Source organism: Lentzea rhizosphaerae (assembly GCF_042649515.1).
GTDB classification, from domain to species: Bacteria; Actinomycetota; Actinomycetes; order Mycobacteriales; family Pseudonocardiaceae; genus Lentzea; species Lentzea aerocolonigenes.
Map to the genome: position 1 here is coordinate 212,305 of NZ_JBHRZI010000046.1, position 21,458 is coordinate 233,762.

Sequence of the window (21,458 nt, forward strand, 5' to 3'; positions counted from 1 at the left end):
GACGTCTCGTGACAACATGTGCGCAGGACGCGCGCGAGCGCGTCCGTTCCGCCATGGTGTAAAGGCAGCACCTCGGATTTTGGTTCCGATGGTCCAGGTTCGAATCCTGGTGGCGGAGCAGGGCACTGGGCAAGTGGTCTTTGGGAGGTGCGAAGCTGCCCGAGGAAACGGTCGACGAGCAGGGCAACGTGGGCCACCGCCACCACGAGATGTCCGACGCGTGGCTGGTGGGCCGCGCGAGCGAGCTTGTCGCCGTGGCCCAGAGCAGCCACCTCGCCGCACAGCTGGACGCGGCTTCCGAGATCGACCACATCCTCGCCGAGGCACAGGGCCGTGGTGAGCCCCGCATCGTCGCGCAGCTGCTCAGAGCCGCGGCCGTGGTCCGGCTGGTGACTCCGGGGCTGGTCGACATGTCCGACCCGCAGCTCGACGAGATGCTCAGCCACTGCCGCCGCCACGGCCTGATCGTGCTGGAGGCGGACGCGCGGGCGTTGCGCGGACGCCGGTTCCTCCTGGGCAACGCCGAGGACAAGGCGCTGACCGAGATCGCGGCGGCGCTCGCCATGATGCTCGACGAGGAACCGGAGACCGACCCGGTCTTCGACAAGCGGATCTGGGACCAGCTGCTCGCCACGACGTTGCAGGACATCGCGCTGGTGCTGACCCAGCTCGGCGTCTACGAGATGGCGGACGACGTGCTGGCGGGCGCGAACAACGCGTTGCGCGAGAGCGGCCAGCCGCACCAGATCTACGTGCACCTCGTGAACAGGGCCCGGCTGCGGATCGGGTGGGGTCTGCGGCTCGAACGGGTGAACCTGCACGACGCCGCGCACGAGCAGTTCCGGGTGGCGTCCGGGCTCGCCGAGGCCGCCGAGGTGCCGTTCCGGCAGTCGCTGCACCCCGGCAGGCGCGACATGGACGCCGCCGAGCAGGTGCCGATCCTCGGTGCGGCCCACGCGTTGACGAACCCCAGCCAGGACCACCTCGACCGGCTGTGGTCGTTGCGCGGCCTGTCGATGTACGCGCGAGAGCTGATCATCGTCGCGATCGCGCTGGCCAGGTGCCTGGTCGAGGCGAACCGGCTGGACGACGCGCTCAAGGTGCTCGACGACACGCGCACGCAGATGGAGCACGACACGTCGGAGCCGTCGCTGTTGCTGTCGCTGGAGCGCGAGTACGCGCACCTGTGCGGCCCGCACACGACGTCGGCGTTGCAGGCGTACAACTCGGCGCTGGAGCTGGAGCTGTGGCAGATGCGCGAGTCCCGCGTGGCCACGTTGCAGACGCGCCGTGAGCACGAACGGCTGACGCGCGCGCACGGCGCGATCGCACAGCAGGCGTTGCAGGACCCGTTGACCGGCCTGCCGAACCGCCGCGCTCTCGACGACAAGATGGCCGAGCTCATCGCCGGTCAGGTCGATCCGTTCTCGATCGCACTCGTCGACCTCGACGGGTTCAAGGGCGTCAACGACCGGCATTCACATGCCGAGGGTGATGATGTTCTTCGGGTGATTGCCAGCACACTCCGCCAGGCCCTGCGGGGTGACGACATGGTGGCCCGCTACGGCGGTGACGAGTTCGTCGTCCTGCTGCCGGGAGCCCCTCTGCACGCCGCGGAAGCCGCACTCGGCCGGGCCGTGGATGCGGTGGCAGGCTTGCCAATCGACCTCTCCCGAGGGGTGACGCTGTCGGTCGGCGTCATCTCCCTGCGCCCCCGCGAATCCGCGAACCAGGCCCTGTCGCGGGCCGACTCCGCGATGTACGTGGCGAAGCGTCAAGGTGGCTGCCAGGTCGCGGCCGTGGCGGGGGAGCCCTCCGCGGAGGCTTAGGCTGGTCCGCGGACTTCGAACCACCCAGCCTGTTAGGGAGAGCATTGATGCTCGAGGGCCCTGTCAGCACGGTCGTGCTCGCCGCCGGGGAAGGCACCCGCATGCGGTCGTCCACGCCCAAGGTGCTGCACCGGATCGCCGGACGTTCACTCGTCGAACACGCGGTGCGCGCGGCGGCCGGCACAGACCCCGACCACCTGGCCGTCGTCGTCGGTCACGGCCGCGAAGCAGTCACCGGGCATCTCGAGTCACTGGCTGAGACGCTGGGCCGCAAGGTCACCGTCGCGGTGCAGTCCGAGCAGAAGGGCACGGGCCACGCGGTCTCGTGCGGCCTGGCCGAGCTGCCCCACGACCTGGGCGGCACGGTGATCGTGAGCTACGGCGACGTGCCGCTGCTCGACACCCAGACCTTCCAGGCCCTGCTGGCGGAGCACGCCTCCGCGGGCAACGCGGTCACCGTGCTGACGGCCGTGGTGGAGAACCCCACCGGGTACGGCCGGATCGTGCGTGACTCCGACGGTTCCGTGCAGCGGATCGTCGAGCAGAAGGACGCCTCCGCCACCGAGCAGCTGATCACCGAGATCAACTCGGGCGTCTACGCGTTCGACGCGGCGGTGCTGCGCGACGGCCTGTCGCGGTTGTCCACCGACAACGCGCAGGGCGAGCTCTACCTCACCGACGTCCTGGGCATCGCCCGCGGCGACGGCCTCCGCGTCGGCGCGCTGATCGCGGCCGACCCGTGGCTCGTCGAGGGCATCAACGACCGCGTGCAGCTGGCCGCGGTCGGCGCCGAGATGAACCGCCGCCTCGTCGAGGGCCACATGCGCTCCGGCGTGACGGTCGTCGACCCGGCCTCGGTCTGGGTGGACGCCGACGTGCAGATCGGCCAGGACGCCCTGATCGAGCCGAACGTGCAGCTCCGCGCGGGCACCGTCGTCGGCGCTCGTGCGACCGTCGGCCCGGACACGACCCTGTCCGGCGTGACCGTCGGTGAAGGCGCCTCGGTCGTCCGCACCCACGGCAGCGACTCGGTGATCGGCGACAACGCCACCGTCGGCCCGTTCGCCTACCTGCGCCCCGGCACCTCCCTGGGTGTGAAGGGCAAGATCGGCACGTTCGTCGAGACCAAGAACTCGACGATCGGCGAGGGTTCGAAGATCCCCCACCTCTCCTACATCGGCGACGCCACGATCGGCGACCACAGCAACATCGGCGCGGCCTCGGTGACCGTCAACTACGACGGCGTCAACAAGCACCGCACGATCGTCGGTTCCCACTGCCGCACCGGCTCGGACAACATGTTCGTGGCCCCGGTGACCGTCGGCGACGGCGCGTACACCGGCGCGGGCACCGTCCTGCGCCGCAACGTCCCGCCCGGCGCACTGGCGGTGTCCGGCGGCCCACAGCGCAACCTCGAAGGCTGGGTCCTCAGCCGCCGTGAAGGAACCGCCGCGGCTCAGGCAGCGGCAGCCGCCCTCGCGCAGCAGAATGCGAACGAGACAGAGGAGGGTCGCTGACCGTGAACCCGCAGATGCCCGGCACACCGAAGAAGAACCTGATGCTCTTCGGCGGGCGTGCCTACCCGGAGCTGACGGAAGAGGTCGCCAAGCACCTCAACGTCACGGTGACCCCGCAGCAGGCCTACGACTTCGCCAACGGCGAGATCTTCGTCCGCTTCGAGGAATCCGTCCGAGGCTGTGACGCCTTCGTCATCCAGTCACACACCGCCCCCATCAACCAGTGGCTGATGGAACAGCTGATCATGGTCGACGCTCTGAAGCGAGCCTCGGCCAAGCGCATCACCGTGATCATGCCGTTCTACCCCTACAGCCGCCAGGACAAGAAGCACCGCGGCCGCGAACCGATCTCGGCCCGCCTGGTGGCAGACCTCTTCAAGACCGCAGGCGCCGACCGCCTCGTCTCGGTCGACCTGCACACGGCCCAGATCCAGGGCTTCTTCGACGGCCCGGTCGACCACCTGTGGGCCATGCCCCTCCTGGCAGACCACATCCGCGGCAAGTACGCGGGCCACGACATCACCGTCGTCTCTCCCGACTCCGGCCGCACCAAGCTGGCAGAGAAGTGGGCAGACACCCTGGGCGGCGCCCCCATCGCCTTCATCCACAAGACCCGTGACCCCCTCCGCCCCAACGAGGTCGTCTCCAACAGGGTCGTCGGCAAGGTCGAGGGCCGCCTCTGCATCGTCATCGACGACATGGTCGACACCGGCGGCACCATCGCAGGCGCCGTGAAGCAGCTCCTCAACGAAGGCGCCGCCGACGTGGTGATCGCCGCCACGCACGGCATCCTCTCGGGCCCGGCCACCCAGCGCCTGCAGGACTCCGGCGCCCGCGAGGTCGTGTTCACCGACACGCTCCCCATCCCGGCGGAGAAGCGCTTCCCCCAGATGACGGTCCTCTCCATCGCACCGCTTCTGGCCCGAGTGATCCAGGAAGTGTTCGAGGACGGCTCCGTCACCTCACTGTTCGACGGCAACGCCTGACGCTCAGCTCAGCTTTCCGACGGAACGCGGGGGCCTTTCGTTTCCTCATGGGGAACGCGGGGCCCCCGCGTTCCCTTTGCCAGCATGGCCGCCGCACGCGTTTCCTGCCTGCACGCGGGGCCCCCGCGTGCGCTCCTGCAGTACGAAAGCTCCCCGCGTACTGCTCACCCACCGCGCCCCGCCCCCTTCTGCCGCGTGCGCACGCGGGGCGCCTCCGTGCGGTCAGAGCGAACGAAAGCTCCCCGCGTGCACTCAGCAGACCCCCGATTAGCAACCAGCCGAAGGCTCACCTACACTGGTCGGGTTGCCTCGGCGAGGGCGGACCTTCCACGGTCCGGCGTGATCGACGCGGTGGCTTGATGCCGCGCGTGTTGACCTCTATCCGCGTGTTGCTCGCCGCCGCAGGCCACCACCCAACGCTGAAACCGCCTGAAAACTTGTGCACCGCCCCGACGTACAAGGCCAGATCTGTAAGGAGTACCCCACCGTGTCCGAGGTCCGTCTCGCCGCTGAGCAGCGCACCGAATTCGGCAAGGGCGCAGCCCGCCGTACCCGTCGCGCCGGCAAGATCCCCGCGGTGCTCTACGGCCACGGTTCCGACCCGAAGCACCTGGCCCTGCCGGCGCTCGAGTTCGCCCGTGTCGTCCGCGAGCACGGTCAGAACGCCGTCCTCACCCTCGCCCTCGACGGCGGGAGCGAGCTGGCGCTCACGAAGACCGTGACCACGCACCCCATCAAGAACTACATCGAGCACGTCGACCTCCTCCTCGTCCAGCGGGGCGAGAAGGTCACCGTCGACATCCCGGTCGTCGTGACCGGTGAGGCCCAGTCGGGCACGCTCGTGACGCAGGACGCCACCACGATCACCGTGGAGGCCGAGGCCCTGCACATCCCCGAGCAGGTCGAGGTCTCGATCGAGGGCAAGGAGGCCGGCACCCAGATCCACGCCGGCGACCTGTCGCTGCCGTCGGGTGTCACCCTGGCCACCGATGCCGAGGCTCTGATCGTCGCCGTGAACGAGGCGCCGTCCGCGGCGCAGCTCGAGGGTGGCGACGAGGCCGCTCCGGCTGAGGCCACCGAGGAAAGCTGAGCCCCATCACGTCGGGCCGGACAGACGGCGCGCCACCTCCTCACGAGGGGGGCGGCGCGCCGTTGCAGTACCTGCGTCCGAACGAGATCCGCTCCAAGACGTTCCGTCGCAAGAAGCAGGGCTACGACCCGGACCAGGTCAACGAGTTCCTGCTGATCATCGCCGACGCCCTGGCCGGTCGCATCCGCCTGAACCCGGACCACGTGCGCACCGTCAGGTTCGCCACGGTCCCGAACGGCTACGACCCGTTGAGCGTCGACGGCGTCCTGCACGTCCTGGAGCTCCAGGTCCGCAACGGCATCATCCTGCCCACCGGTCTGAACACCGGCGAGGACCTGCACGCGCGCAAGCTGCCGAAGGCCGGCACCGGATACGATCGGGCCGAAGTCGACGCCTTCATCGCCCGCGCCGCGGCCAACCTGGACGGCCGGGGTGCGATGACCTCCACCGAGGTCCGCAACACCCGGTTCAGCACCACGTCCGGCCTGCTGGGCAAGGGATACCAGGTGCAGGCCGTGGACGCGTTGCTGGACGACCTCGAGCAGGAGTTGCGGTTCCGTGGACGATGACCTCGCCCTGATCGTCGGCCTGGGCAACCCGGGCCCCAAGTACGAGGGCAACCGCCACAACATCGGCTTCCTGGTCCTCGACGAACTGGCCGCCCGCATGAGCGGCAAGTTCAAGGCCCACAAGTCCGGCGCCGAGATCGTCGAGGGCCGCCTGAGCGGCCACCGAGTGGTCCTGGCCAAGCCCCGCAGCTTCATGAACCTCTCCGGCGGCCCGGTGGCGAGCGCCGTGAAGTTCTTCAAGCCCACCACCATCGTCGTGATCCACGACGAGCTGGACCTCCCGTTCGCCGCCATCCGCATGAAGCTCGGCGGCGGCGACAACGGCCACAACGGACTCCGCTCCATCACGAAGTCCCTGGGCACCAAGGACTACCACCGCGTCCGCTTCGGCGTGGACCGTCCGCCGGGCCGCCAGGACCCCGCGGACTACGTCCTGAAGGACTTCTCGACGGTGGAGCGCAAGCAGCTCGCCCTGGAGATCGACAGGGCGGCGGACGCGACCGAGGCCCTCGTGACCAAGGGCCTGGAAGCCGCGCAAAACGCCTTCCACTAGGTCCGACGGCCCGACCAGCGCGGCTCCTCCACCGAACGCGAGGGAGCCGCGCCGACGTCTCGACTAGACCAGCCCTGCCGCCGCCGACCGCCGCAGCTTCCCGGACGGCGTCTTCGGCAACGTCCCCGGCGGCTGCACCACCACCGCGAACGGCCGCAGCCCAACGGCGTCCACCACCCGCGCGGTCACTTCCTTCACCAGTGACTTCTCCGCCTCGGAGTCTCCGGCCAGCTTCGACTCCAGCACCACGGCGAACCGCTCGCGCTGCGTCCCCGCGTCCAACCGCACGGCCACGGCGTTGCCCGCCCGCACGCCGTCCACCGAGCAGGCGGCACGCTCCACATCGGTCGGATAGATGTTCCTGCCGCCCATGATGATGACGTCCTTGCGCCGCCCGCAGACGACGACCTGCCCGTCCTCCACCAGGTACCCGATGTCGCCTGTGGACAGCCACCCCTCAGCGTCCTGAGTGGCCAGAGGACCGGAAACAGTCAGGTAGCCGGGCGTCACGGCCTCACCGCGGATCTGGAGCTCACCGACGTCCCTGACGCCCAGCACGGCACCGGAGTCCGAGACCACCCGCAGCTCCAGGCCGGGCAACGGCGGCCCCAGCAACGGGAACGCACGTCCCTCGGCAGAAGGCACGGCACGTCGATCGGCCTCCACGGCGTCCGCGTCCACGACGTCCACGGACAGACCCGTGAACAGGGGCGCGAAAGCCACACCCAGGGTGGTCTCGGCCATCCCGTACGCCGCCAGGATCGACTCGGGACGCAGCCCGAACCGTGCTCCGGCGGACACGAAGGCCTCCACCGCTGCCGGGTCGATCGGCTCGGCCCCGTTCAGCGCCAGCCGCATCGAGGAAAGATCGAAAGTGTCCGAAGAGGAGGCCAGGCGCCGGGCCACGATCGCGTAGGCGAAGTTCGGCGCGGCGGTGATCGTCCCGCGGTACCGGGTGATCAGGTCCGCCCACAGCGTCGGGCGCGACAGGAAGTCGACCGGGGTGACCTTCACCAATTCCAGGCCGAACAGCATCGGAACGGTGAGGAAGCCCACCATCCCCATGTCGTGGAACAAGGGCAGCCAGGAAACCATCACGTCAGAGGACGGATCCAGCGCGGCCGCGATCCGCATTCCTTCGGCGTTCGCCATCAGGTTGCGGTGGGTGATGCGAACGGCTTTCGGATCGGCCGTCGATCCACTCGTCAACTGCAGCAGTGCCGTGGCATCCTCGGGGGTGGGAACAGGGTGAGCGATCGGCTCCGCGTCGAGCTCGGACAGCTTGCGATAGGGGATTCCGTGCTGGTCCAGCACGGGAGCCAACGCGTCGAAGGGGCTGCCGAGCAGGACCAGACGAGAGTCGATCATGGCGAGCACCCGCAGCGTGTCCTCGGCCCACTCGGCCAGGTCGGTGCGTGGTGTGGGTTGATGCAACATCGTGACGCTGCCGCCGCACAGCCACGCGGCCTGCACGGCTGGGGCGATCACGGCTGGTTCGGCGGCGAGCACTGCGATCGCGGTACCCGGCGCCACGTCGAGCGCACCGGCCATCCGCCGGGCGCGTTCGTGCACCTCGGCCCAGGTCCGGCGGACGGGTGCGGCGGGTTCCCCCGTCGTCATGCCCCTGTCCCGGCCGTTGGCGGCCGTCGCCAGCATCACATCCACGAACTGACTCATGTTCGCGATCGTAGTGGCGGCCTTTGGTCCATCAGGACGAAACGTTATGCCACGCGAAACGCGATACTCCCCAGTACAGGTACGCAGGAGGAGGTCATTGGTGGATCGGGGCGGCCCCGGAGCGCAGCATCGTCTGCCCGCGCATCCGGCACCTCTGCTCTCCGCGCAGGACGTGGCCGTGGTCGCGTTCCACCGTCCCCCGAGGGGACAACGCGGGTACGACGCGGCTGAGGTGGACGCATTTCTCGACCGTGTCGAGGCAACCATGCGCAGCAGGGACATCCTCACGCGCGAGGACGTGCTCAACGTCAAGTTCAGCACGGCGACCCGTGATCCTGGCTACGACGTGAACGAGGTCAACGTCTTCATGGAGCTCGTGGCCGACACGCTGCGGTCCACTCCGCAACGTCAGCAGGCCACGGCGCCCGCCCAGGGCGCGCACGCCACGTCGCAGGCGCTGAGACCCGCGGTGCGGCTGTCGCCCGACGACGTCGCCGCCGTGCGCTTCCACAAGCCCAGACCGGGGACCCGCGGCTACCACGAAGGCCAGATCGACGCGTTCCTCGACCGCATCGAGAACACGCTGCGCGGCAAGGACAACCTGACCGCCCAGCAGATCCAGGACGCGGTGTTCGGCGAGACCGCGCCCGGCACGTTCGGCTACGACGAAGAAGACGTCGACACGTTCCTCGACCTCGTCGTGCTGATGTTCGAAACCGCACCACCGCCGCGCCAGGCGCCGCCGACGACGCAGCTGCCGCAGCAACAGCAACGGCCCCAGCAGCGCCGTCCACAGCCGCCGCCACGCCCCCAGCAGCAGCCGCCGGTGCAGCAGCCCGCGACCCCGAGGTCCGTCGAGTCACCGAAGCTGACCGCCGCGGACATCCGCAACGTCGCGTTCCACCGTCCTCCCCGCGGCCGCCGCGGCTACCAGGAGTCCCAGGTGGACGCGTTCCTCGACCGCATCGAGGCGACGCTGCTCGGCCAGGACAACCTCACCGGCAAGGACATCCGCGACGTCAGGTTCTCCCGTCCGCTCATCGGACGGCGCGGTTACGACGAGACCGAGGTGGACGCGTTCCTCGGCCAGATCGAGCAGCAGCTCTCCGGACCGGTGCGCAGCATGCCGACGGTCAAGTCGTGGAAGGACCTGCGCCAGCTGCGCATCCCGCAGGCAGCGGCCGGCCAGCGCGGCTACCGCACCGCGCAGGTCGACCGGATGCTGGAGGAGATCGGCGTCGCGCTCGACGGCATGCTGGGCGCCACCTCGGAAGAGGTCATGAAGGCGCGCTTCAGCTACGCCCTGCTCTCCGGCCAGGGTTACGACACGTCGTTCATCGACGAACTGCTGCCCCAGCTCGCCAACGAACTGCGCCGCCGGGGCAAATAACTCGATGAACGGCGCATTTGTTCACCTCAGGTGGACGAATGCGCCGTTCATCGAGTTAGCCCTCGACCACCTCGGCCGCGGCCATCCAGGCAGCCTCGACGTCGGACTCCTCCGCCAGCACGGCGCGGAGCTCGGCGTCGAGCTTCAGCAGCCGGTCGGGATCGGTCGCGGCTTCGGCCAGCGCGGCGTGCAGCTCGGCCTCCTTCTTGTGCAGCACCTCGAGGCGCCGCTCCAGCCGTGCCAGCTCCTTGCGGGCGGCACGCTGGTCCGCGGCGTTCGAGGGAGCCTTGTCCACGGCCGGGGAGGCAGCGGCGGTCTCCCTGTCGCGCAACGAGTCGCGGCGCTTGAGGTACTCGTCGATCCCGCCGGGCAGGTCGGTCAGCCCGCCGTCACCGAACAACGCCACGACCTTGTCGCACACACGCTCGACGAGGTACCGGTCGTGCGAGATCACGACGAGCGTGCCCGGCCACGAGTCGAGCAGATCTTCCAGCTGCTGCAACGTGTCGATGTCCAGGTCGTTCGTCGGCTCGTCGAGCAGCAGCACGTTCGGCTCCGCCATCAGCAACCGGCACAGCTGCAACCGCCGCCGCTCGCCACCGGAGAGGTCCGAGACAGGCGTCCACTGCTTCTGCGACGAGAACCCGAACCGCTCGCCCAGCTGCGACGCCGACATCTCGTACTTGCCCAGGACGACGCGCCGGGCGACCTCCTCGATCGCCTCCAGCACGCGCATCGACCCGTCGAGGTCGAGCAGCTCCTGCGAGAGGTGCGCGATCTTCACGGTCTGGCCCTGGATCCGCTTGCCCGTCTCGGGTTCGCGCTCCCCCGCCAGCAACCGCAGCAACGTCGTCTTGCCGGAACCGTTGACGCCGACCAGACCGATCCGCTCACCGGGGCCGATGCGCCACGTCAGGTCGCGCACGAGCACGCGATCCGGAATGGACAGTGTGGTGTCCTCGAGCTCGATCACCGTGCGGCCCAGGCGCTTCTTCGCGAACGCGAGCAGCTCCACGTTGTCCCGCGGCGCCGGCACGTCCGCGATCAGCGCTTCGGCGGCCTCGATCCGGTAGCGCGGCTTCGAGGTCCGCGCGGGTGCGCCGCGGCGCAGCCACGCGAGCTCCTTGCGCGCCAGGTTCTGCCGCTTCTCCTCCGCCGCGTCCGCGAGCCGCTGCCGCTCGGCGCGCGCGAAGATCCAGTCGGCGTAGCCGCCCTCGTACTGCTCGACCTTGCCCTGCACCACTTCCCACGTGCGGTTGCAGACGGTGTCGAGGAACCACCGGTCGTGGGTGACGACGACGAGCGCGCACTTGCGGGACAGCAGGTGTTCCGCGAGCCACCGCACGCCCTCGACGTCCAGGTGGTTCGTCGGCTCGTCCAGCACGAGCAGTTCGAGGTCCTGGATCAACGCGGCCGCCAGCGCGACCCGGCGGCGCTCGCCACCGGACATCGTGGAGACCACGGAGTCCAGGCCCAGCGCCGTGATCCCGAGTCCGTCCAAAATGGACCGCACGCGGGCGTCGGCCGCCCACTCGTGCTCCGCGTCGAAGCCGAGCGGGTCGATCACCGCGTTGCGCACGGTCGAGCCCTCCGGCAGCTCGGTCCGCTGCGTCACGACGGCCATCCGCAGATCACGCGACCGCGACACCCGGCCGTCGTCGGCGGGCTCCACTCCGGCCAGCACCTCGAGCAGCGTCGTCTTGCCGCCGCCGTTCAGGCCGACGACACCGATCCGGTCGCCCTCGTTGACGCCGAGCGACACGCCGTCGAGCAGCGGCCGGACGCCGAACGACTTCGACACGGACTCCAGGTTGACCAGGTTGGCCATCAAAACCTCACGCCCCGAGAAGAAATACCCCCGCAGAGGCTACCTGGAAGCACCAAAGGCCCTGCTCACCACGTGTCAGGCGTGGACTTCCGGCGGAATGGGCTTCGGCTCCTCGGTCGTGACCACGCGAGCACCGGGCACCGGTCCGTGCGCCACGCGAACCGTGCGGCACACACCCGCGCCGGCGAGCTCAGCGGCCACGCGGACCGCGGTGTCGCCGTCCTCGCACAGGAACGCCGTCGTGGGGCCAGAACCGGACACGATTCCCGCCAGCGCGCCCGCGTCCACACCCGCCCGGAGCGTGCGGCGCAGGTTCGGCCGCAGCGACACGGCGGCGGCCTGGAGGTCGTTGCCCAGCAACAAGGCCAGCTGGCGCGGGTCCCCTGAGGACAGACCCTCCAACACCGCCTCGACCGCACCCACGCGCGGCGGGTCACCCTCTGCGCGCAGGCGGTCCAGCTCGTCGAACACGTCCGGAGTGGACAGTCCGCGCCGGTCGAACGCCAGCACCCAGTGGAACTGGTGACGCCCCAGCACCGGCACGATCCGCTCGCCGCGGCCCGTGCCGAGCGCAGTGGCTCCGTACAGGGCGAAGGGAACGTCGGCGCCGAGCTTGCCGGCCAACTCGGCCAGTTCGTCGCGGCTGATCTCCAACCGCCACAACGAGGACAGGCCCACGAGCGTCGCCGCCGCGTCCGCACTGCCGCCCGCCATGCCTCCCGCGACCGGGATGGCCTTGCGGATGACGACGCGGACCTTCGGGTCGTCGGGGTCCTTGCCCACGTGCGCCGCGAGCAGGCGCACCGCGCGCCAGGCGAGGTTGGACGCTCCGGTCGGCACCTGGTCGGCGCCCTCGCCGTGCACCTCGACGCCGGGTTCGTCCGCGACCGCGACCGTGACCTCGTCGACCAGCGAGAGCGCCTGGAAGATCGTCACCAGGTCGTGGTAGCCGTCCGGGCGCACGTCACCGACGGCCAGGTGCAGGTTGACCTTGGCCGGGACGCGGACCGTGACCGGGGGTGGAACGACTGCGAGCACCATGTCAGCCTACGGGCGTTCTGGAGTTGTGGACTCCTCCCCCGGTCGCAGTGGATCTCACACCGGGATGACCGAACCGTTGAAGGTCTGCTTGATGTAGTCCTTGACCTGCTGCGATCCGAGCAGCTCCGCCAGGTCGCGGATCCGCTTGTCGTCCTTGAGCTCGGTGCGCGTGACCAGGCCGTTCGCGTTCGGGTTGCCCTCGGCCTCCTCCAGCGCGAGCGAGTCCGTCGCCGGCTTGAGGCCCGCGTCGATGGCGTAGTTGCCGTTGATCACCGACGCGTCGGTGTCCTCCAGCGAACGCGGCAGCTGAGCGGCCTCCAGGGGCACGAACTGCAGGTTCTTGGGGTTCTCCGCCACGTCGCGCGTGGTCGGCTGGTCCACGGCCTTGAGCTTGATCAGGCCGTTGGCTTCGAGGAGCTTGAGCCCGCGGGCCTCGTTCGTGGCGTCGTTGGCCACGGCGACCTTGGCGTTCTGCGGCAGCTCGTGGAGCTTGCGGACCTTCTTCGAGTAGAGACCCAGCGGCTCGACGTGGACGGGCTCGACCCACTCGACCTGGGCGCCGCTCTCCTTCGTGAAGGTCGCCAGGTACGGCACGGTCTGGAAGTAGTTGGCGTCGAGCGAGCCGTCGACCAGCGCCGTGTTCGGCTGCACGTAGTCGGTGAACTCGACGACCTCGATCTTCAGACCCTTCTGCGACGCGAGGTTGTCGGCCACGTACTTGAGGATCTGGGCGTGCGGGACCGGGGAGACGCCGACCTTGAGGGTGTCGGACGTGTTCGTGCCGGACGAGCAAGCGGACAAAACAGTCAAAGCGACCGCGATCAGGGCAGCCTTAATACGCATTTCGTTCCTTTTGAGAGTTTCAGCGGCGGAAAGTTTCAGTGCACGCGGGGAGCTTTCGTTCGCTCTGGCCGCACGAGAGGGCCCCGCGTGCCGAAAAGTCAGACGGAGGCGTGCCGGCGCCGGTCGGACGCACGGGCGGCACGGGTGAAACCGAGCTGGATCACGGTCGTGAGCACGGCGAGCCACGCCACGGTGCTCCACAGGATCCGGTCGTTGAAGCGCTGGTAGCCCTCGCGGATCGCGAGGTCGCCGAGGCCGCCACCGCCGATCACGCCCGCCATCGCGGAGTACCCGATCAGGGCGATCACGGTGACGCCGATGGCGTTGATCAGCGCGGGCAGCGACTCGCGGATCAGCACGCTCCTGACGATCCTCAACGTCGAGGCGCCGGTGGTGATCGCGGCCTCGACCACGGTCACGTGCACCTCGGACAGGATGTTCTGCACGAGCCGCCCGACGAACGGGATGGCGCCCACGGCCAGCGGCACGATGACCGCGGTGCTGCCGATGGAGCCGCCGACGATCAGGCGGGTGACCGACGTGAGCGCGACGAGCAGCACGATGAACGGCATCGAGCGGCCCAGGTCGGTGACGAAGCTGAGAATTCGGTGCACCGCGGCGTTCGGCCGCAGCCCGCCCTTGGCGGTGAGCTGCAGCCAAACCCCTACGGGAACTCCTAGTGCGGTGGCGATGACGGTGGAAACGCCGACCATGTACAGCGTTTCACCGGTGGCCTCGACGAGGTAGCTGACGACGTCGGGCCAGGGTGTAGCAGACCTCACGCAGCTACTCCCTGCGGTCCCTTCAGGGACCTCTGCACCGCACCGCCGGCCTCGCCGATCCACTCGAGCGCGGAGTCGGAGCGCTCGCCGTTCAGGCCGAGGCGGAACCGCGCGACCGGCGTCTCGCCCAGCCGCGTGAGGCCGCCACCGACGATGTTCAGCTCGACGCCGAACCGGTGCGAGGCCTCGGGCAGCAGCGCGCCGACCGCGGCGAACCCGACGAGCACGACGTCCGCGACGCGGTCGTAAGTGTTCTCGTTGATCGGGTTCAGGTCGACGGCGGGCAGCAACGCGGAACTCGTGCGGCTGGCGGCGTCACCGACCAGGTCGAGGACCTTGCCGTGCTCGACGACACGGCCCTGCTCCAGCACGGCGACGTCATCGCAGATCTTGCGGACCACGCCCATGTCGTGCGTGACGACGAGCACGGTCACACCGAGCTCAGCGCGCGCACGGTCGAGCACGGTCAGCACGGAACCGGTGGTCTCCGGGTCGAGCGCACTGGTGGGCTCGTCGGCGAGGAGCACGGACGGGTTCGCGGCGAGCGCACGCGCCACGGCGATGCGCTGACGCTGGCCGCCGGACAGCTGGTCGGGGTACGCGGTGGCCTTGTCGGTGAGGCCGACGAGGTCCAGCAGCTCACCCACGCGGGTGCGGCGCTGCGGCCCCGGAACGCCCGCGCTCTCGAGGGGAAGGGCGATGTTGCCGGCCGCCGTGCGCTGGCGGAGGAGCGAATCCCCCTGCGGCACAACGCCGATCTGCCGGCGGGCGGCCCGGAGGGCACTCCCGTCAAGGCTCGTGATGTCGGTGCCATCGACCCGGATCGCACCGGAGTCGGGACGCTCGAGCAGCGCAACGCAGCGCGCGAGCGTCGACTTGCCGGCCCCGCTCGGGCCGACCACGCCGAGCACGGTGCCCGCCTCGACGTCGAGGGTCACGCCGTTCAGGGCGTTGACACCCTGGAAGGACTTGGTGAGGTTTTCGACAGTGATCACTTCTGCTCCACGGCTGCGCGCGACGGCACACACGCCCTTGTGCGGGCTGTGCGCGATCGAAGTTCTGCTCAGGTGTGTGCGCCACTCGTTGACTGAGTGCGCGTCAAAGGACTTTGAGAAGGCGCCTTAGACGAGGTGGCGACGACATGCAGAAGCGGTGCGACGGCACTGGTCGACGACTCGACGGCGCGTCAGCATTCGCGAAGTGCACATGTGATCCTCCATCGGTCCTGGCGTTAGCACCTGCCCGCATCCAGCGGGTGGTTGCTGCGACGTCGTAGAGCCAGGTCTCTCGGTCGCTCCGGATGGCACTTAGCAGTCAACCGGACAGACGTTCGGTTGCGCAAGCCAGATTCGGATTCGTTCGACAGATCACACTGATGGCCGAAAGATCGCCGGGTCAGACCTCGGCGATCCGGACAAAGTCGATCACGCTGAGCTGTTCGCCCCTTTGCTGGGGGTCGATGCCAGCCTTCTGGAGCAGTTCGTCGGCCTGCTCGGCACCGCCGGCCCAGCCCTTGAGGGCGGCCCGCAGCGTCTTGCGGCGCTGGGCGAAGGCGGCGTCGATGATCTCGAACAGCCTTTTCTTGTCCACTGTGGACAGCAGGGTTTCGTGGCGCTGGAACCAGACCAGGCCCGAGTCGACGTTCGGGGCGGGCCAGAAGACGTTCTTGCCGATGCTGCCGGCCTTCTTGGCGTTGGCGTACCAGGCGAGCTTGACGCTCGGGACGCCGTAGATCTTGTTGCCCGGTTTTGCCGCCATTCGGTCGGCTACCTCTGCTTGGACCATGACCAGACCCTTTTGGAGGGTCGGGAGTTCGGCCAGCAGGTGGAGGACTACCGGGACCGCGACGTTGTACGGGAGGTTGGCGACGATCGCCGTGGGTTGTTCTGGCAGGTCCTGTTGGGTGACCTTCATCGCGTCTTTCAGGACCACGTGGAGTTTGTCGGCGTTCTCCGGGTCCATCTCGGATGCGGTCTGGGGGAGGCGTTGCGCGAGTTTGGGGTCGATCTCGACGGCGATGACCTGTTTGGCTGGTGGGAGGAGGGCCAGGGTCAGGGATCCCAGGCCTGGGCCCACTTCCAGGACGACGTCGTCGTTGGTGAGCTCGGCTGCCGTGACGATTTTGCGGACCGTGTTGGGGTCGTGGACGAAGTTCTGGCCCAGTTTCTTGGTTGGGCGGATGTCCAGCTCTTCGGCTAGACGGCGGACTTCGGCGGGTCCCAGCAGGCTCACTCGGGCATTGTCGCAGGGTGGGTGTTGCGCGGGTCGGCTCGGGTTGGGTGGCTCGGTCCCCCGGCACGCCAGGTTCCGTGTTGCTGTGGCGGGTGCTCCCTCCCCTGCCCCGGAAACGGCGATGGCCGCCCTGGCGAACCAGGAGCGGCCATCGGTCGAGTCAGGTGCGGGCTTACGGCAGGCCCAGCTTCGCGCGGCAGCCCGGCCACGCCGAGTACGTGCCGCCTCGGCCGTCGCGCAGCTTGGTGGCCACCGCGATCTGCTGTTCGCGCGTTGCCTGGTGCGGGAGGGGGGCGTAGGCCTGGCCACCATAGGCGCGCCAGGTGCTCGCGTCGAACTGCAGGCCGCCGTAGTAGCCGTTGCCCGTGTTGATGGCCCAGTTGCCGCCCGCCTCGCACTTGGCCAGGCGGTCCCAGACCTCGCCGTCGGGGAGGGGCTTGGTGCCCACGGTGATCTTCTTGGGCTTCGGCTCCTTGGTGACCTTGCCGCCGATCTTCTCGCGGCTGATCTCCTTGCCGTTCTTCACCGTCACGCGGTAGGTCGAGATCTGCTCGCCCGCCTCGCCCGGGTCGGTGACCTTCTGCTCGCCCGCGTTCATGTTCGGGTCGTTGGTCTTCTCGACCGGCGGGGCGACGGGCTCGTTCACGTTGATGACCGTGACGCCGGTGCGCGAGATGTAGACCTCGGCGCCGGTGGCGAGCTTCACGTCGGTACCAGAGGCGACTGCGTCCTCGGGGCCGAGGGAGAGGTTCTCGTTCTTCAGGAGCTCGTCGACGGTGACTGCGGTCGTCTGGACCTCGCGGACCGGGTTCGCGCCGTCGAACAGCTTGATGTTCTTGCGGGTCTTGACCTCGAGGTTCATGCCCTCGAGCGGGATGTCCTGGGTGCCGGGGGCGGAGAACCACGCGCCCTCGGTCGGCACGCCCATCTGCTTCGCGGCCTCTTCGACCGTGACCGAGCGGACCCAGTCCTCGCGGGCCTGGCCGTCGACGCTCATCTTGAGCAGGCGGCCGCGGTCGAGGCTGATCTTGCCGCCGTCGGAGATCGGGGTGTTGAGCGACGGGGACAGCGCGTCGTGCTCGCCGACCTTGATGCCCTCTTCTTCGAGGACCTCGCCGACCGTGCCCTCGTACGAGTGGACGGTCTGCAGCGCGCCGTCGACCTCGACGGTCAGCGACTTGTCCATCGCCATCGCGGTCACGCCGCCGCCGGAGATCGAGACGAGCACCGCGGCGACCGCGCCCTTGAGGAAGCGGCGCTTCCAGGACGAGACGGCCGTGACGAGCAGCTGCGGGTCGTTCTTCTCCTCTTCCTCCGACGGGAGGACGAGGGGCGGCATGATCGTCGTCTCGGCGTTGATGAGCCGGATCAGCTCGTCGACGTCGACGTTCGCGGTGGCGAGCAGCTCGTCGGCGTCCGGACCGAGCACCTCGAGCACGTCCGCGGGCGAGATGGTCAGCGCACCGGCGGGAAAGCTCGGGTGGGGGTCAACGACTCCGACTGCGGTGCCCCCGACCGGCGTGAACCAGTCGGTGTCGTCGTTGAAGTCGTACGGAGCGGCAGTTCTGTCGCTTCCAGACAAGGGTCGATACCTCCATTGCGGAAGCTCGAGGCCACCGCACAGTTGGCGCTGCAAAGATCATTCGAGGGTTGAGCTCGAAGGTTCCCGGCAACTCCTCCTACGTGGTCTCGCTTCTTCGCGCTTCTGGCTTCGGTCCCGCCCCGACTGCGGGCGTGCTCCGAACCGACTGGGTCGGTCCAGGTGGCACGGTCACGGGACAGTAACGGGGTCGCGCACGTTGCGCAAACACCCCCGCCAATGTTGTGACCTCAGTCACCCCATGGGGGTAGGAACCCTTTGCTCCGTTCGCTCTACGTCGCATTTCAGTAGCCAAGTCCGAACACTCGTTGAGCAGTACGGGTGACGGCGGCACAGAGTTCAGAAAGATCTTCGCCACGGAGCGTGGCCAAATCCCGAACTGTGTAATTCACACAATAGGGTTCGTTTGGGCGTCCACGGTACGGATGGGGCGTCAGGAACGGCGCGTCCGTCTCCACCAGGAGCTGATCCTGCGGCACCAGCTGGGCCGCCTCCCGCAGCGCGCGGGCGTTCTTGAACGTCACCGGGCCCGCGAACGACAGCACGTACCCCGCGTCGACACACCGCCGGGCGAAGTCCGCGTCGCCCGAGAAGCAGTGGAAGACCACAGTGGACGGTGCGCCCTCGGAATCCAGGACCTTGAGGATGTCCTCGTGCGCGTCCCGGTCGTGGATCATCAACGGCTTCCCGAGGCGCTTGGAAAGGTCGATGTGCCAACGGAAAGCCTCGTGCTGCGCGGCCGGCGGCGAGTAGTCCCAGTAGTAGTCGAGACCGGTCTCGCCGATCGCGACGACCCGAGGCAGGACCGCCAACCGCTCCAGCTCCGCCTTCTCGACGTCGCCGAACGAGGCGGTGCGCGTCGGGTGCACGGCCACCGCCGCGTAGACCCGCGGGTCCCAGGTGGACGCCTCGGCGGCCCACTGCGCGGCGGCGAGGTCGTCCGCGACGGTGATCACGTGCGAGACCCCGGCCGCGTTAGCGCGGTCCAGCAGCACCGCCACGTCAGCGGCGTCGACGGCCCCACACGCGTCGAGGTGCGTGTGAGCGTCGATCACCGGTGCCGGAAGAGCTTCCGGCACCGGCGGTCGTTCACGCTTCTCGGACGTCACTTGACGATCGGAGCCCACTCGGGACCGACGTCGCCCAGTTCCGGGTCCAGCTTCGCGAACAGCGGCGACGGCTTCTGCAGCGGACGACCGACCTCGATCGGCGTCGACTCCCAGCGAGCCTGCTCACCGGCGTAGTCACCGGTCAGCACCGGGTACGAGCGGTCCGGCACGTCCAGGTCGGTGACCTCGTCCATCGACGGCTGTGCGGCCCACACGCCCGTGCCGCCCAACGCCTCGTGCACCTTCTGCGCCGAGTGCGGCAGGAACGGCGTCATGAGCGTGTTCGCGTCCTGCACGACCTGCAACGCGGTGTGCAGCACCGAGTCGCGGCGGTCCGGGTCGTCCTTGAGCTTCCACGGCTCCTGGTCGGACAGGTACTTGTTCGCCGCGGAGATCACGCGCATGGCCTCGCCGGAGGCCTGCTTGAACCGCGAGCGGCGCAGGTGCGCGCCGACCGTCTCGAACGCCGCCTTGGACTGCGCGAGCAGCTCGTGGTCGGCTGGGGTCAGCGCCGTGGCCTTCGGGATCGCGCCGACGTTCTTGTGCGCCATCGAGACCGAGCGGTTGACCAGGTTGCCCCACTCGTTCGCCAGCTCGAAGTTCGTCCGGCGGACGAACTCCTCCCAGGTGAAGTCGGTGTCCTGGTTCTCGGGACCCGCGACGGAGATGAAGTACCGCAGCGCGTCCGGCCCGAACTCCTTGAGGAAGTCGCCGACGTAGATCACGGTGCCGCGCGAGGTGGAGAACTTCGAGCCGCTCATCGTCAGGTACTCCGACGACACGACCTCGGTCGGCAGGTTCAGCGTGCCGAACCGGCCGGGCTCACCGCCCTTGTCGCCCGCGCCGTTCTGCCCGAGCAGCAGCGACGGCCAGATCAGCGAGTGGAAGACGATGTTGTCCTTGCCCATGAAGTAGTAGCCCTGGGCGTCACCCGTCCAGAACTCCTTCCAGGCGTCGGGGTCGCCGGATCGCCGCGCCCACTCGACAGACGCGCTCAAGTACCCGATCACGGCGTCGAACCACACGTAGAACCGCTTCATCGGCTGGTCGCTCCACCCGTCGAGCGGGATCGGCACACCCCAGTCGAGGTCACGGGTGATCGCGCGCGGCCGCAGGTCCTTGATCAGGTTCTGCGAGAACTTGAGCACGTTCGGACGCCACTCGGTCCGCGTGCCCATCCACGAACCCAGCGACTCGATGAACGACGGCAGGTCGAGGAACAGGTGCTCGGTCTCGACGAACTTCGGCGTCTCCCCGTTGATCCGCGAGCGCGGGTTCTTCAGGTCGATGGGGTCGAGCTGGTTGCCGCAGTTGTCGCACTGGTCACCGCGCGCACCGTCGTACCCGCAGATCGGGCAGGTGCCCTCGATGAAGCGGTCGGGCAGCGTCCTGCCGGTCGACGGGCTGATGGCGCCCATCTCGACCTTGGGGACGACGTAGCCGTTCTTCCACAGCGCGGAGAACAGGTCCTGCACGACCTGGTAGTGGTTGCCGGTGGTCGTGCGGGTGAAGAGGTCGTAGGAGAGGCCGAGGCCCTGGAGGTCAGACGCGATCACACGGTTGTACTTGTCGGCGAGCTCACGCGCGGTGAGCCCTTCCTTCTCGGCCTGCACCTGGATGGGTGTGCCGTGCTCGTCCGTGCCGCTGACCATGAGCACCCGGTGTCCGGACATTCGCATGTAGCGGGAGAAGACGTCGGACGGGACACCGAAACCGGAGACATGACCGATGTGCCGGGGGCCATTGGCGTAAGGCCAGGCCACCGCGGTCAGTACGGAGGCACTCATGCGCATAGCCTACGGAGGCGGTGCCAGCCGCTTTTCACTGCATGGGAGGTCTGTTGTCCGCGACCCGGATGCTCGTCCTCGGCGTCGTCGAGCTCGTCGGTGAAGCACACGGTTACGTGGTGCGTCGCGAGCTGAAGTCCTGGGCGGCGGACAAGTGGGCGAACGTGCAGCCGGGCTCGATCTACCACGCGCTGAAGTCGCTGGCCAGGGACGGACTGCTGGAGCCGGTCGGGGTCGAGCCCGGCGAGGGCCCCGCCCGCGTCATCTACAAGATCACGGCGGCCGGCGAACGCGAGCTGCGGAACCTGCTCGGGCACGCGCTGGCCGACCCGGCCGCCGGCAACGACGAGGTCTCCGCGGCCGTGGCGATGATCAACCTCGTCCCCCGCAAGCAGGCCGTCGTGCTGTTGAAGAACCGGCTCGCGGGTCTCGAAGGGCAGCTCGCGCCGACCAGGCACGGCATCGACTCCATGCCGGAGATGGGCAAACCCGCGCACGTCAGTGAGCTCTTTCGACTGTGGCTCGTCCATCTCGAAGGCCAGGTGCGCTGGACTCAAAAACTGATCGAACGGCTGGAGGCCGGTGCGTACGACCTGACCGACTAGTCAAACTTGATTAGTTCCCG

The 21,458-nt window shown here is 68.7% G+C and carries 18 protein-coding genes, 1 tRNA gene and 1 riboswitch; of the genes, 9 read left to right on the forward strand and 10 right to left on the reverse strand.

What is annotated here, in order from left to right; all coding sequences use genetic code 11:
• Window positions 1–47: 47 nt before the first annotated feature.
• The 7 genes from ACFOWZ_RS42820 (at window position 48) to pth (ending at window position 6,544) form a co-directional block, all read left to right on the forward strand.
• Window positions 48–118 (forward strand) — tRNA-Gln (locus tag ACFOWZ_RS42820).
• A gap of 22 nt (window positions 119–140) precedes the next feature.
• A complete protein-coding gene (locus tag ACFOWZ_RS42825; RefSeq protein ID WP_382379715.1) occupies window positions 141–1,829 on the forward strand; it encodes a GGDEF domain-containing protein in 1,689 nt (562 codons plus the stop codon).
• Between the two features lie 47 nt (window positions 1,830–1,876).
• Window positions 1,877–3,346, forward strand: a complete 1,470-nt coding sequence (gene glmU, locus ACFOWZ_RS42830; protein WP_382379716.1) for a bifunctional UDP-N-acetylglucosamine diphosphorylase/glucosamine-1-phosphate N-acetyltransferase GlmU — start codon at window positions 1,877–1,879, stop codon at window positions 3,344–3,346.
• Between the two features lie 14 nt (window positions 3,347–3,360).
• Window positions 3,361–4,332, forward strand: coding sequence for a ribose-phosphate diphosphokinase (locus ACFOWZ_RS42835; RefSeq protein WP_030467616.1), 972 nt, complete (start codon window positions 3,361–3,363; stop codon window positions 4,330–4,332).
• Between the two features lie 487 nt (window positions 4,333–4,819).
• Window positions 4,820–5,422: a 50S ribosomal protein L25/general stress protein Ctc gene (locus tag ACFOWZ_RS42840; RefSeq protein ID WP_382379717.1), complete on the forward strand. Its 603-nt coding sequence runs from the start codon at window positions 4,820–4,822 to the stop codon at window positions 5,420–5,422.
• Between the two features lie 62 nt (window positions 5,423–5,484).
• A complete protein-coding gene (locus ACFOWZ_RS42845; RefSeq protein ID WP_382379718.1) occupies window positions 5,485–5,991 on the forward strand; it encodes a DivIVA domain-containing protein in 507 nt (168 codons plus the stop codon).
• On the forward strand, window positions 5,981–6,544 hold the full coding sequence (gene pth, locus ACFOWZ_RS42850) for an aminoacyl-tRNA hydrolase (protein WP_382379719.1): 564 nt from the start codon (window positions 5,981–5,983) through the stop codon (window positions 6,542–6,544). The genes ACFOWZ_RS42845 and pth overlap by 11 nt, the downstream gene beginning before the upstream one ends.
• Window positions 6,545–6,607: 63 nt before the next feature.
• Here pth and ACFOWZ_RS42855 read toward each other — a convergent pair whose 3' ends face one another.
• Window positions 6,608–8,221: a fatty acyl-AMP ligase gene (locus ACFOWZ_RS42855; protein WP_382379720.1), complete on the reverse strand. Its 1,614-nt coding sequence runs from the start codon at window positions 8,219–8,221 to the stop codon at window positions 6,608–6,610.
• A gap of 100 nt (window positions 8,222–8,321) precedes the next feature.
• Between ACFOWZ_RS42855 and ACFOWZ_RS42860 the strand changes: the two genes are divergently transcribed.
• Window positions 8,322–9,611, forward strand: coding sequence for a DivIVA domain-containing protein (locus ACFOWZ_RS42860; RefSeq protein ID WP_382379721.1), 1,290 nt, complete (start codon window positions 8,322–8,324; stop codon window positions 9,609–9,611).
• A 55-nt stretch (window positions 9,612–9,666) separates the two neighbouring features.
• Here the strand turns inward: ACFOWZ_RS42860 and ACFOWZ_RS42865 are convergent, their stop codons facing one another.
• The 9 genes from ACFOWZ_RS42865 to metG form a co-directional block, all read right to left on the reverse strand.
• Entirely contained in the window at window positions 9,667–11,439 is a 1,773-nt protein-coding gene (locus ACFOWZ_RS42865; protein ID WP_382379722.1) for an ABC-F family ATP-binding cassette domain-containing protein, read from the reverse strand.
• 75 nt (window positions 11,440–11,514) lie between these two features.
• Window positions 11,515–12,477 carry a 4-(cytidine 5'-diphospho)-2-C-methyl-D-erythritol kinase gene (locus ACFOWZ_RS42870; RefSeq protein WP_382379723.1) on the reverse strand — a complete coding sequence of 321 codons (963 nt, stop codon included), beginning with the start codon at window positions 12,475–12,477 and terminating at the stop codon, window positions 11,515–11,517.
• Window positions 12,478–12,534: 57 nt separating this feature from the next.
• On the reverse strand, window positions 12,535–13,323 hold the full coding sequence (locus ACFOWZ_RS42875) for a MetQ/NlpA family ABC transporter substrate-binding protein (RefSeq protein WP_382379724.1): 789 nt from the start codon (window positions 13,321–13,323) through the stop codon (window positions 12,535–12,537).
• A 98-nt stretch (window positions 13,324–13,421) separates the two neighbouring features.
• Window positions 13,422–14,105 carry a methionine ABC transporter permease gene (locus tag ACFOWZ_RS42880; protein ID WP_382379725.1) on the reverse strand — a complete coding sequence of 228 codons (684 nt, stop codon included), beginning with the start codon at window positions 14,103–14,105 and terminating at the stop codon, window positions 13,422–13,424.
• Window positions 14,102–15,100, reverse strand: a complete 999-nt coding sequence (locus ACFOWZ_RS42885; protein WP_382379726.1) for a methionine ABC transporter ATP-binding protein — start codon at window positions 15,098–15,100, stop codon at window positions 14,102–14,104. The genes ACFOWZ_RS42880 and ACFOWZ_RS42885 overlap by 4 nt, the downstream gene beginning before the upstream one ends.
• A 218-nt stretch (window positions 15,101–15,318) precedes the next feature.
• Window positions 15,319–15,412: riboswitch (SAM riboswitch) on the reverse strand.
• An 88-nt stretch (window positions 15,413–15,500) separates the two neighbouring features.
• A complete protein-coding gene (gene rsmA / locus ACFOWZ_RS42890; protein WP_382379776.1) occupies window positions 15,501–16,331 on the reverse strand; it encodes a 16S rRNA (adenine(1518)-N(6)/adenine(1519)-N(6))-dimethyltransferase RsmA in 831 nt (276 codons plus the stop codon).
• A 178-nt stretch (window positions 16,332–16,509) separates the two neighbouring features.
• On the reverse strand, window positions 16,510–17,919 hold the full coding sequence (locus ACFOWZ_RS42895) for a transglycosylase family protein (protein ID WP_382379727.1): 1,410 nt from the start codon (window positions 17,917–17,919) through the stop codon (window positions 16,510–16,512).
• 302 nt (window positions 17,920–18,221) lie between these two features.
• Window positions 18,222–19,046, reverse strand: coding sequence for a TatD family hydrolase (locus ACFOWZ_RS42900; protein ID WP_382379728.1), 825 nt, complete (start codon window positions 19,044–19,046; stop codon window positions 18,222–18,224).
• Complete coding sequence (gene metG / locus ACFOWZ_RS42905; RefSeq protein ID WP_382379729.1) at window positions 19,043–20,833, reverse strand: methionine--tRNA ligase; 1,791 nt, start codon at window positions 20,831–20,833, stop codon at window positions 19,043–19,045. The genes ACFOWZ_RS42900 and metG overlap by 4 nt, the downstream gene beginning before the upstream one ends.
• 41 nt (window positions 20,834–20,874) lie before the next feature.
• On the opposite strand from metG, the gene ACFOWZ_RS42910 reads away from it, so the two are divergent.
• Entirely contained in the window at window positions 20,875–21,438 is a 564-nt protein-coding gene (locus tag ACFOWZ_RS42910; RefSeq protein ID WP_382379730.1) for a PadR family transcriptional regulator, read from the forward strand.
• The last annotated feature ends 20 nt before the right edge of the window (window positions 21,439–21,458 follow it).